This window comes from Gilliamella sp. B2824 (genome assembly GCF_026536245.1).
Taxonomy (GTDB): Bacteria; Pseudomonadota; Gammaproteobacteria; order Enterobacterales; family Orbaceae; genus Gilliamella.
In genome coordinates this window covers 121,902-134,821 of record NZ_JAFNON010000003.1, presented here as the reverse complement: position 1 = coordinate 134,821, position 12,920 = coordinate 121,902, and the positions used below count along the sequence as shown (strand labels likewise).

Below are 12,920 nucleotides of genomic sequence, written 5' to 3'. Positions count from 1 at the left end.
TCCTTTATTTGCCACGTTGGAACATTTTTAGCATTCTTTGGGTAACAAAGAATCCACCAAAAATATTGATACTAGCAATTAAAATAGCAACAAAGGCAATTGCCGTAGTTAAGCCATTATCATCACCAACTTGTAATATTGCACCAACTAAAATGATGCCTGAAATGGCATTAGTGACTGACATGAGTGGTGTATGTAAAGAATGAGTTACATTCCATACTACGTAATAACCAACTACACATGATAGAGCAAATACGGTAAAGTGACCTAAAAAGCTTTCAGGAACAGAATTAGCCAACCAGAAGAAAGCAATGATTATTAACGCTAAAATGCCATATTTTTTGCGTGGATCCATTGGTTTAGGTTCAGGTTTAGCAACCGGCGCTGCAACTTTTTTCTGCGGTTGTGCTGATACTTGAATTGGTGGTGCAGGCCAAGTGATTTCTTTATCTTTAACAACGGTCACTCCGCGGATAACCACATCGTCAAAATTGATATCAATATTGCCATCTTTTTGTTTAGTCAGTAACTTTAATAAGTTAACGATATTGGTACCATAAAGTTGAGATGCTTGAGCTGGCATGCGATTTGCCAAATCAGTATAGCCAACAATTTTTACATTGTTATCTGTTTCATAAACTTCACCGGGTTTAGTTAATTCACAGTTACCACCCGTTAATGCAGCTAAATCAACAATCACACTACCAGGTTTCATAGATTCAACCATCTCTTTCGAAATCAGTTTTGGTGCTGGTTTACCTGGAATTAATGCTGTAGTAATAATGATATCAACATCTTTAGCTTGTTCTGCAAATAATGCCATTTCAGCTTCTATAAAGGCAGCAGACATTTGTTTTGCATAACCATCTCCAGAGCCGGCTTCTTCTTCGAAATCTAACTCTAAAAAGTCAGCACCCATACTATTAATTTGTTCAGCAACTTCAGGGCGAGTATCGAAGGCTCGAACAATTGCACCAAGGCTTACTGCTGCGCCAATTGCTGCAAGGCCAGCAACACCAGCACCAATGACTAACACTTTTGCCGGTGGCACTTTACCTGCGGCAGTGACTTGACCTGTAAAGAATCGACCAAACTGGTTGGCAGCTTCAATCACAGAACGATAGCCAGCAATATTTGACATAGAACTTAGTGCATCTAACGATTGCGCACGAGAAATACGTGGCACACAATCCATCGCCATGACTGTAATATTTTTGGCTGCTAATTTTTCTAATAGTTCTTTATGTTGAGCTGGATAAATATAACTGATAAGGGTTAAACCCTCTTTCATTAATGCGATTTCATCATCTGTTGGGGCATGAAATTTTAAAATTAAGTCATTTTGCCAAATATCATGAGTATTTTGAATTGTTGCTCCAGCATCGATAAATGCTTGATCTTCAAAGTGAGCAGCATGCCCTGCACCCTGTTCTACAGAGACTGTAAATCCAAGTTTTAACAGTTGTCCAACTGTTTGTGGAGTTGCTGCAACTCTAGCTTCATTGGCTAACCGCTCTTTTGGTATACCGATATGCATTTCGTTACATCCTTATGTTTAGTGTTTATTAATGATTTTCGATTTTAGCATAAATTAGCGGCAGTGCGAGTAAGGAATTTATTTTTTATCTTCCAAGTCACATTATTATTGTAACTAATAAGTCGGTTGTCGATTCTTTCTTAAATGAAGCAATAATCAATTTATTGTTTGCTGATTTATGGTTGTTATATATTGATTTCATCCATTATTTAAGTTTTGTTTTTATTTTCTAAGTTATGATGTTCGTCACTCTTTTTATCATTTACCTGCGCTATACTGATCAAATAACACGCAAAAAATGAGTCTATTTTTTCGAAAAAAATAAGGTTATTCTGGGATATTTAGATGAACATGAATAATAAAAAATCGTTGTATTTCATATTGTTATAATGAGTGAAAAAATAGCAAAGATAAAATACTAAAAGCGAAAAGAAAATTACAGAGTAATATCGGTATTTTGTGTTATATGAATATTGTTATCGCGACCTAATTAACTAGATTGAGTATATAAAAGTATAGGTAAAAAAGTATTAATAATGTAGCCAAAAATTAATTGGATTTGATTACTTGATGTACGAAGAGTCATTGGGTTAGCGTCGTTATTATTTGCTATCAAGTATGAATTTTTTTCTTTATATCATTATGATAATAAAGCAACCAAAGATACTTTAATTAACTTTGGTAAAAATAATAATCAAATTAAGTGGCTAATTTAATCAAGGATTGATAAAAAATTGTAATGTTAGAAACGAACTTAAAAAAATCTGATATCTTATTAACGCAACTTGCAAAAACTAGTGATGCTGTTTTTAATGTAATAACATTAGCTAAAGCTTTAGGCATTGATGTCGTTGTTAATCCTAATGCGTATTTTAACAAGATGATACAACTATTACTTTATATCAATAAAATTACATCTAATAAAACTCAAACAAGTTTAATGTTTGGCATTAACGTAAATCGTTTTGATACGTTCAAACTAATTGTTACTAAAATTCATTCCTTTGATATTCAAACCATTATTATCCTATTTAATAGTAATGGACCTCTCGCTTTTTATGTTAAAAATTATAGGTATATTCAAATTTATGGATTTGTCTTACTTAGCATATTCAACATGGCCAACAATTTTATTTATGCTTTAAGTTTATCACAAGCTGACGGAGAGTTTTTTTACCCGATAGCCGATGGTGCTATTGCATTTTCAGTGGTTGAACGTGAAGGAACATCAACTATGTCATCTTGTCAAAATGTACTTGATAGAATGGCAAATTAAAAATTTACTAGAGGAAAACGCTTAATGACAAATCAACCTAAAAAAATCATTCTTGATTGTGATCCAGGTCATGATGACGCTATTGCCATGTTATTGGCGCATGGGAATCCTAATATTGAATTATTAGCGGTAACAACTGTAGTCGGGAACCAAACATTAGAAAAAGTGACCCGTAATGCGTTATCAGTTGCTCGTATTGCTAACATAACTCATATTCCTTTTGCCGCTGGTGCTGTTCGACCATTAGTGAGGAATGTTGAAATTGCACCAGATATTCATGGTGATTCAGGTCTGGATGGTCCTGTATTACCCGAACCTGCTATACAATTGGACTCTAGACATGCTATTGATTTAATTATCGATACGATTATGGCTCATCCACCCAAAACCATTACCTTGGTCCCAACTGGTGGGTTAACTAATATTGCGATGGCTGCGCGCAAAGAACCCAAAATTGTCGAAAGAGTGAAAGAAGTGGTTTTGATGGGCGGTGGCTATCATGTTGGTAACTGGAGTGCAGTTGCTGAATTTAATATAAAAATCGATCCAGAAGCCGCCCATATAGTATTTAATGAAAAATGGCCTGTGACTATGGTGGGATTAGATTTGACTCATCAAGCTCTCGCAACACCTGAAGTAATTGAAAAAATCTCAGCAATCAAAACAAAACCAGCAACATTTGTACTTGAAATGCTTGAATTCTTCGGAAAAATGTATAAGCAAGCACAAGGTTTTACTTATCCACCAGTACATGACCCTTGTGCTGTAGCTTATGTTATTAATCCGGATTTAATTAAAACTCGACGAGTTCCTGTTGATATAGAGCTCACAGGAACATTAACTTTAGGCATGACTGTTGCTGATTTTCGTTTTCCAGTCGATGAAACTTGCCATACACAAGTGGCGACAAAACTTGATCATGCAGGTTTTTGGGATTTAATCGTTGATGCGTTACAGCGAATTGGTGAGGTAAATGTATGATTGCACAAAGCAACAATAAAAAAAGTATTTTAACATTAATGGTTGCTTTACTTGCAGCTTGTGTTGCTTTTCAGCTCAATGCAAGTATGTTAAGTCCTGTATTAGTGACTATAGCCAAAGAATTAGGCACCAATGATGCAGCTGTTGGATTTTCACAAACTTCTTTTTTTACTGCGGCAGCACTGTTTTCACTCTTTCTTCCTCGTTTGAGTGATATCAAAGGTCGTAAAAAAGTATTAACGGTTATGTTGTTGATTATGACAATAGGAACAATATTGGCTGCTGTTGCACCTAATATTGAAGTATTATATGCAGCGCGTATTATTCAAGGCGTATCTGGTCCTGTTGTTCCACTTTGCTTACTTATGCTGAGTTACGAAGTAAAAGATGTCAAACAATATGGCATGTTAATGGGCATTATCACCGCAGTAAATGGTGGTATTGCTGGTGTGGATGCGATAGCAGGTGGTTTACTTGCTACTTATTGGGGCTTTCGTTCTGTATTTTGGGTAATTGCTGTGGTTGCAGCTATTTCGACTTATCTTGTCTATCGTTTTGCTCCAGAATCCAAGCCTTCAGCAGGAACTAAAATGGATTGGTTAGGCGTTATATTAATTGTCCTAACGCTTGCTGCATTATTATTGGCACTTAATGAAGCGGGTAATTTAGCTAATGCAAATTGGTTAATTGTTACTGGCTTAACCGTGTTTGCCATTGTTTGTTTTATTTTATTTTGGAATGTCGAAAAACGAAATAAGCAACCTTTGGTGACAACAACGCATCTGAAAAAACGTGCTACTTGGGCTTTATTGTTAACAACAACCTTAACCATGACAGGTATTTTTGCCATAGTCAATGGTTTAGTTATGTCACTTGCGCAAAATCATGATATAGGATTTGGTCTAAATCCTGATTGGGCGTCATTAATTTTGTTGACACCTTATGCTTTAATTGGTTGGTTTGTTGGACCATTTTCTGGTCGCTTAGCACCAACGATCGGATATAACAATGTCCTCAAATTGGGTTTGATTGGTTGTATTGTTGGTATCTTAGTGATCTTATTTTATGGTGTGCATTCCTTACCTATCTTATCAATCGGTGTAATTGCACTAGGTGTTTTTTACGCAGGCATGGCCAATATTATTTTAAATGGTTTAGGTGTTGTCTTATCACCTGCCGACAATCAAGGATTTTTACCTGGAATGAATGCCGGTGCATTTAACTTAGGTGCAGGATTAAGTTTTGCGTTGTTACCCGCAGTTCAGATGATAAATGGTAATACAATGACGGGGTATTTTAATGGTATTTTAGTAGGATTAGTGATTACTATTTTAGCGTTATTTAGTAGTTTCTTAATTCCTCGACCAATCAATGCAGAAGTAACGCATTAATTAAAAAAACGGGATAACCCATCCCGTTTTTACCTTTTTAAAAATACCAAAATCAAATTCAATTTTATGAGTTCTGTGTTGTGCATAAGTGTAGATACTATGCTGTTAAAAACTTGTCTTAAGTGGCTGAGTGGTTTTTTCAAATTGAAAACTACTTATAGCAACAATGATAGTTAACACTCAATTAAATAGCGCGATTATGACTTGATTTTTATCATTTGATTATTTGCTTTATCGACATTATTCACAACGTCAATAATAGCAAGCATATTGCTGATTAGATCATTCTCTTTTAAAACTATAATAAAGAAAGCATCTGTAAGTTTTAATTTTGTGGAATGGATTGTTCAGCTAGTGGGAGTGCAATATCTTCGGTGATTTTGGGTTTATTTATTGACACGCGGTAAACAACAGTCTTACCTTGCGTGCCCATTAAATCAATATGCACAATTAAACTCAACTACTACAACAAGCAGCAGCATTATTAACACGCCAATTGTGACAAAATTAACGTGCAGGCGTTACAAGATCAACAATCCTAACTAATCATGAAAGTAATGACTGAACTGTCAGAGACTATTTGGTTTATCTCCACTCTCTAAATGATTTTCACTTAAAACTCCCTGCTGCTGAACAACACGGTGTACTGTATCGATTTCATTTGCAGAAACGGCTTTTGACACAACATATGCGACAAATCCAGCTAAAAGTATGTATAATAGACTTTTCATTTGTTTTCTCCCTTATAAAAAAAATAACCATTATCATTATTAATATAACTATAAGTTAAAAATGGTACAATAATTAAACAATTAATTCCATAACATATCAAGATTATTTAAGATTAAAATTCAATTATGATAATTATTTTTTTGTTGTCATTGATCTTTTTAACGACAAAAAATGGGATTGAGCGAAAATAAAAAACAGAAAATCGTAATTATTATAGGTAATTTTTAATTAAATTGACTTTGTTGCTTTTTAATTAAGTTAAATGATAAATCTCAAACTTAGTTATTTTTAACTACTACAAATTGTTATATAATCGATAATATTTTGTCTTTAGCACAATATATTGTGTTTCTCATATTATTTCTAAGATACGTTTAAAAATTGAGTGTCTTTAATTAAGGAACCGCTATGATGGATTTTTCCCAATCAGTGCCAGAATTGGTCTCTTGGGCAAAAAAGAATGATTTTTCAATTAATTTGCCAGTGGAACGGCTTGCATTTTTATTGGCGATTGCCGTATTAAACAGCGAGCGTTTTGATGGTGAAATGACCGAATCTGAATTAATTGATGCTTTCAGGCATGTTTCACAAATTTTTGAACAGAGTGAAGACACCATCACTGTTCGAGCAAATAATGCCATTAATGACTTAGTGCGTCAGCGCCTAATTACGCGTTTTGCTAGCGAAATGACTGATGGATATTCTATTTATCGTTTGACACCATTAGGTATTGGTATTTCTGATTACTATATTCGTCAGCGGGAGTTTTCAACGTTACGTTTGTCTATCCAATTATCCATTGTTGCTCAAGAGTTAAAACGAGCTGCTGATGCAGCACTTGAAGGTGGTGATGACTTACACTGGCATCGAAATGTGTTTGCTCCACTAAAATATTCAGTTGCTGAAATATTTGATAGTATTGATATTACTCAACGTGTGATGGATGAGCAGCAAGCCGATGTAAAACAAAATATCTCGGCATTATTAAGTCAAGACTGGCAAGCTGCCATTACCAGTTGTGAAGGGCTATTAACCGAAACTTCGCAAACATTACGCGAATTGCAAGATACGCTGGCAGCGGCGGGTGATAAACTTCAAGCCAGTTTATTGTTAATTCAAGATGCGACATTAGATAATCCTGATTTAGATAAAATTAATAACGTGGTAATTGATCTACAAGGTAAGCTAGATCGAATTATTGGTTGGGGGCAAAAAGCGATAGATCTTTGGATAGGTTATGACCGACACGTTCATAAATTTATCCGTACAGCAATTGATTTAGATAAAAATCGCGTCTTTTCTCAACGATTACGTAAATCGATTCAGAGCTATTTTGATTTACCTTGGTCCCTGACTTTTGCTAATGCCGACCGTCTACTTGATATGCGTGATGAAGAACTTGCTTTACATGAAGCTGAAGTTACAGGTGAATTACCATCAGAACTTGAATATGAAATGATTGAAGAACTTCAAGAACACATTATTGCGCATATTGAACAAAATTTATTGGTTTTTAAACAACAAAATAAACCACTTGATATAAGTGTTGCCATTCGTAGCTATTTAGCACAGTTCCCACGTGAACAACATTTTGATATTGCAAGATTATTTATCGATCAAGCTATTCGTCTAGGTATTGCCGAAGATGATTTGCTCGGTATCCCTGCCGAATGGAAACCTATCAACGATTATGGAGCTAAGGTACAAGCACATGTCATCAACAGATATTAAAGAATTAGAACAAACCGCTCATCATATTGATGAGGTTATAGGGCGTATTGCAGCGAGCTCTCAAGCGTCAATCGATAAATACATGCCGGTAAAATTAGCTCAAGCGATTGCTAATCCTATTTTTCCCGAGTTGGATAGTTTGCTTCGTTCTGGGCGTCATATAGGTATTGATGAACTCGATCAACATGCCTTTTTAATGGATTTTCAACTTGAACTTGAACAATTTTATCAACGCTATAATGTTGAGCTAATACGTGCACCTGAAGGATTTTTCTATCTTCGTCCTCGATCAACAACATTAATTCCTCGTTCTGTTCTATCAGAGTTAGATATGCTTGTTGGTAAAGTACTTTGTTACCTCTATTTAAGTCCCGAACGACTTGCGCATGAAGGCATTTTTACTTTACAAGAACTCTTTGATGAGCTTGTTTCGTTAGCCGACGAAAGTAAATTACTTAAATTAGTCAACCAACGTTCAACCGGATCGGATTTAGATCGGCAAAAACTTTTTGATAAAGTTAAAACAGCCCTAAACCGTCTGCGTAGATTAGGTATGATCTTTTTTATTGTCGGTAATGACAGCAGCCGTTTTCGAATTAATGAATCTATTTTCCGTTTTGGCGCCGATGTGCGCAGTAGTGACGATGCGCAAGAAGCACAATTACGCTTAATTCGGGATGGTGAAGCGATCAAAATTGAATCGTCACTTATCTTAGATGATAATAATGATGAACAAGATGATGAAGTTAACGAGGAGATTGAATAATTATGATTGAACACGGAAAATTTCACTCCTTAACCTTAATTAACTGGAACGGCTTTTTTGCCAGAACATTTGAATTAGATCAACTTGTCACCACACTTTCTGGGGGGAATGGGGCAGGTAAATCAACCACCATGGCGGCTTTTGTTACTGCATTGATTCCAGATTTAACCTTATTACATTTTCGTAATACTACCGAAGCTGGTGCAACATCAGGCTCTCGTGATAAAGGTCTACATGGTAAATTAAAACCCGGTGTTTGTTATTCGATGCTTGATGTGATCAATTCACGTCACCAACGGATTATATGTGGTGTTCGATTACAGCAAGTTGCGGGTCGTGATAAAAAAGTCGATATTAAACCTTTTTTAATACAAGGTTTACCTGTTGAAATCAAACCAACCGAATTAGTGACAGAAAGAGTAAATGATAAACAAGCACGAATCTTATCACTGCCTGAGTTAAAAGATAAAATTGAATCAATAGAGGGCGTGATTTTTAAACAGTTTAACTCTATTACTGATTATCACTCAGTGATGTTTGATTTTGGTATATTACCAAAACGATTACGTACCTCATCTGATCGTAGTAAATATTACCGATTAATTGAAGCGTCACTTTATGGTGGGATTTCAAGTGCCATTACCCGCTCACTTCGTGATTACTTATTACCTGAAAACAGTGGTGTACGTAAAGCTTTTCAGGATATGGAAGCAGCACTACGTGAAAATCGCATGACATTAGAAGCGATTCGCGTTACGCAATCTGATCGCGATCTATTTAAACACCTGATTACTGAATCAACAAATTATGTGGCAGCGGATTATATGCGCCATGCTAATGAGCGCCGTGTTCATATTGAATCGGTACTTGGTTTGCGTCGAGATATGTTTAAAACGCAAGATTTGTTAATCAGTCATCAATATCGTCAAGTTGAAATGGCAAAAGAGCTCAAAGAGTTTCAAGAAGCCCAAAATGACCTAGAAACTGATTTACAAGCGGCAAATGACCATCTTAATCTAGCGCAAACAGCTTTACGCCAACAAGAAAAAATTGATCGCTATCAAGCGGACTTAGATGATCTTAATCTAAAACTTGAAGAACAAAATGAAGTTGTCATTGAAGCGAATGAACAGTACCAAAGCTACCGTGATCAGGCTGAACAAACTGAACAAGAAGTGGATGAAATAAAAACGCAATTAGCTGATTATCAACAAGCTCTTGATGTGCAGCAAACACGGGCAATTCAGTATCAACAAGCTTTGCAAGCTTTGAAAAATGCACAGTCTTTATGCCAATTACCAAAATTGGGGATCAGTAATATTGAAAATCACTTTGACGTTTTTGCTGAAAAACAAAAAGAGATTACAGAGCAAGTTTTAGAGCTTGAACAAAGATTAAGTGTTTCTGATGCCGCAATTAATCAGTTTGATCGTGCTTATCAACTTGTAATAAAACTGGTTGGTGATGTTGTTCGTAGTGAAGCATTTACTGCTGCTAAAGAAGCACTAAGACAATGGCCTTCACAATGTTATCAAGCTGAACAAGCTGAACATTTACAATTACAGCTTGATGAGCTTGAACAACGCTTTTTTGAACAAAAAGAAGCAGAATCATTATTAAACCAATTTTGCAAACGTATTGGTCGACATGTTAATTATGATGAACTTGATGAACTAAAACAGGAACTTGAAGTTCAGTTAGATGAAAATGCGGAGCTTGCTAATCAATCTAGTGAAAAACGCATTGAATTTAGACAAGAACTTGAACAAATTCAATCTAAAATAGCCGATTATCGACAAAAAGCACCAATGTGGATAAAAGCACAAGATGCTTTAATTGCCTTACAAGAACAAACCGGACAAAGTTTTACCCACAGTCAAGCTGTCACGCAACATATGCAGCAGCTGCTTGAGCAAGAACGAACATTGGTTACAGAGCGCGATCAGATAACCTTTAAACGAACTCAATTAGATACACAAATAGAACAACTCAATCAACCTAGTGGTGTTGATGACGGCCGTTTATCGGCATTAGCTGAGCGGTTTAATGGTGTTCTTCTTTCAGAAATTTATGAAGATGTGACTATTGACGATGCGCCTTATTTCTCGGCATTATATGGTCCTTCAAGACAAGCGATTGTGGTACCTGATTTGTCGTTAGTCAAAACCCAGCTCGAAAATCTTACTGCTAGCGAAGAAGACTACCCTGAAGATATCTATTTTATTGAAGGCGATCCTTCTTCATTTGACGACAGTGTATTTGATTGTGAAGAGATGAATAAAGCGGTATTGGTTAAAACTGGTGATCGTCAATGGCGCTTTTCCAGCTTTCCAACGGTACCATTATTTGGCCGAGCTGCTCGTGAAGTTCATCTGGAAAAATTATCGGCAGAGCGTGATGAACTTCATGAACGTTATGCTACTATCTCGTTTGATTTACAAAAATTACAACGTATAGAACAAAATGTGGGTCAATTTATTGGTGAATATTTATCGGTTGCCTTTGATATCGATCCCGAAGCTGAAGCTCAAAAATTAGCGACAAGACGCAATGAGATTGAGCGTCAATTATCCTCGCAAGAAGCAATAGATAAGCAGAATCAACAGCAGGTAGCTAATTGCAAAGAGCAGTTAACAACGGTTAATCGTTTAGTTGCGCAAATGCATTTATTAGTTGATGAAGATTTAGCAGATCGAGTTGATGATCTACGCGAACAAGTTGCCGAAGCACAAGATGCTGCACAATATGTTGGTCGCAATCGTCACACGGTTTCTGAGCTTGAGCCTATTGTGGCCGTTTTACAAAGTGACCCAGAACAGAACGAAGCGTTACGTGAGCAATATAATACCGTTAAGTCGCAACAACAAACGATTCGTCAACAGGTGTTTGCGCTTACTGAAGTGATGCAACGCCGAGCCCATTTTAGTTATGAAGATTCAGCCGGCATGTTGAATGAAAATGCTGATTTGAACGAAAAGTTACGTGCTCGGTTAGATATTGTAGAAGCACAGCGAACCGATGCTCGTCGTCAAATGCAGCAGTATCAAGATAAGTATAACCAGTACAATCAAACATTAGCTTCATTAAAAAGTGCATTTGAAACTAAACGTGACATGCTTAATGAACTGCATAAAGAGATTGAACAAATTGGTGTTAAAGCCGATGCCATCACGGAAGAGAGGGCTAGGGTACGTCGTGATGAGATCCATCAAAAATTAAACAGTAACCGTCAGCACTGTAGTTCGCTAGAAAAACAACTAATTATGTGTGAAAGCGAAATGACGCAAATGCAAAAACGTTTAGCTCAAACACTCCGTGATTATAAACAATTACGCGAACAGGTTGTTGAAGCTAAAGCTGGTTGGTGCTTAGTTTTACGACTCGTCAAAGAAAATAGCGTTGAACGACGATTACATCGTCGAGAATTAGCTTATTTAAGTGCTGATGAACTGCGCTCAATGTCAGATAAGGCGCTGGGCTCATTACGTCTGGCTGTGAATGATAATGAACATTTACGTGATGTTTTACGATTATCTGAAGATCCAAAACGTCCGGAACGCAAAATTCAATTTTATATTGCGGTTTATAAACATCTTCGTGAACGAATTCGTCAAGATATTGTCAAAACAGATGATCCAATTGAAGCAATTGAGCAAATGGAAATTGAATTATCACGTTTAACTGAAGAATTAACCTCGCGTGAGCAACAGTTAGCAATAAGTTCGAAAAGTGTGGCAAACATTATTCGAAAAACTATCCAACGTGAACAAAATCGTATCCGTATGCTTAACCAAGGTCTACAGGCTGTGGCATTTGGACAAGTTAACGGTGTACGCTTAAATGTTACCATTCGTGAAGCGCACTCATCATTATTAGCTGCATTAGCCGATGATCAAAATGAGCATCAAGATCTGTTTAGCAATAATCGTATTACCTTCTCGGAAGCGTTAGCTAAACTTTATCAACGTTTGAATCCACATATTGATATGGGGCAACGAACTGCACAAAATATTGGGGAAGAGCTGTTAGATTATCGAAACTATCTCGAGCTGGATGTTGAAGTTAATCGTGGTGCTGATGGTTGGTTACGCGCGGAAAGTGGCGCATTATCAACTGGTGAAGCAATTGGTACTGGTATGTCAATCCTCTTGATGGTCATTCAAAGTTGGGAAGAAGAATCAAAACGTCTACGTAATAAAGATATTTTACCATGTCGCTTATTATTCTTAGACGAAGCTGCCCGATTGGATGCTAAATCAATTGCCACATTATTTGAGCTGTGTGAACGACTCGAAATGCAGTTGATTATTGCAGCACCAGAAAATATCAGCCCAGAAAAAGGGACTACTTATAAACTGGTGCGTAAAGTAATGAATAACCAAGAACATGTACATGTGGTTGGTTTAAAAGGTTTTGCTTAGTTTTTATTTGATATTATCTTAAACAGATTTCGCCGAGTATTATCGGCGAATCTTTCCTTTTCTGTATATTTATCTTCATTAATAT

Annotated in this window: 9 protein-coding genes; 6 read left to right on the top strand and 3 right to left on the bottom strand. The window is 36.3% G+C overall.

Annotated elements, in window-relative coordinates:
• Positions 1-4: 4 nt before the first annotated feature.
• On the bottom strand, positions 5-1,537 hold the full coding sequence (gene pntA / locus J3U56_RS04315) for a Re/Si-specific NAD(P)(+) transhydrogenase subunit alpha (protein ID WP_267333596.1): 1,533 nt from the start codon (positions 1,535-1,537) through the stop codon (positions 5-7).
• A gap of 739 nt (positions 1,538-2,276) precedes the next feature.
• Here pntA and J3U56_RS04310 point away from each other — a divergent pair.
• The 3 genes from J3U56_RS04310 to J3U56_RS04300 are packed head-to-tail and all read left to right on the top strand — an operon-like array spanning position 2,277 to position 5,185.
• Positions 2,277-2,813: a hypothetical protein gene (locus J3U56_RS04310; protein WP_267366821.1), complete on the top strand. Its 537-nt coding sequence runs from the start codon at positions 2,277-2,279 to the stop codon at positions 2,811-2,813.
• A 24-nt stretch (positions 2,814-2,837) separates the two neighbouring features.
• On the top strand, positions 2,838-3,794 hold the full coding sequence (locus tag J3U56_RS04305; RefSeq protein ID WP_267333594.1) for a nucleoside hydrolase: 957 nt from the start codon (positions 2,838-2,840) through the stop codon (positions 3,792-3,794).
• Entirely contained in the window at positions 3,791-5,185 is a 1,395-nt protein-coding gene (locus J3U56_RS04300; RefSeq protein ID WP_267333593.1) for an MFS transporter, read from the top strand. The genes J3U56_RS04305 and J3U56_RS04300 overlap by 4 nt, the downstream gene beginning before the upstream one ends.
• Positions 5,186-5,510: 325 nt before the next feature.
• Here the strand turns inward: J3U56_RS04300 and J3U56_RS04295 are convergent, their stop codons facing one another.
• Both J3U56_RS04295 and J3U56_RS04290 read right to left on the bottom strand, forming a co-directional pair.
• Entirely contained in the window at positions 5,511-5,633 is a 123-nt protein-coding gene (locus J3U56_RS04295) for a hypothetical protein (RefSeq protein ID WP_267333592.1), read from the bottom strand.
• Positions 5,634-5,754: 121 nt separating this feature from the next.
• The gene (locus tag J3U56_RS04290) at positions 5,755-5,916 is read right to left on the bottom strand and encodes a hypothetical protein (RefSeq protein WP_267333591.1); all 162 of its coding nucleotides are present in this window, start codon (positions 5,914-5,916) and stop codon (positions 5,755-5,757) included.
• A 409-nt stretch (positions 5,917-6,325) separates the two neighbouring features.
• Between J3U56_RS04290 and mukF the strand changes: the two genes are divergently transcribed.
• Genes mukF through mukB form a run of 3 tightly spaced genes read left to right on the top strand, consistent with a single transcriptional unit; the run spans position 6,326 to position 12,835 of the window.
• A complete protein-coding gene (gene mukF, locus J3U56_RS04285; protein ID WP_267333590.1) occupies positions 6,326-7,648 on the top strand; it encodes a chromosome partition protein MukF in 1,323 nt (440 codons plus the stop codon).
• Complete coding sequence (mukE, locus tag J3U56_RS04280) at positions 7,629-8,414, top strand: chromosome partition protein MukE (protein WP_267333589.1); 786 nt, start codon at positions 7,629-7,631, stop codon at positions 8,412-8,414. The genes mukF and mukE overlap by 20 nt, the downstream gene beginning before the upstream one ends.
• Before the next feature lie 2 nt (positions 8,415-8,416).
• Positions 8,417-12,835 (top strand): chromosome partition protein MukB, encoded by a 4,419-nt coding sequence (gene mukB / locus J3U56_RS04275; protein ID WP_267366819.1) that lies wholly within the window; start codon positions 8,417-8,419, stop codon positions 12,833-12,835.
• The last annotated feature ends 85 nt before the right edge of the window (positions 12,836-12,920 follow it).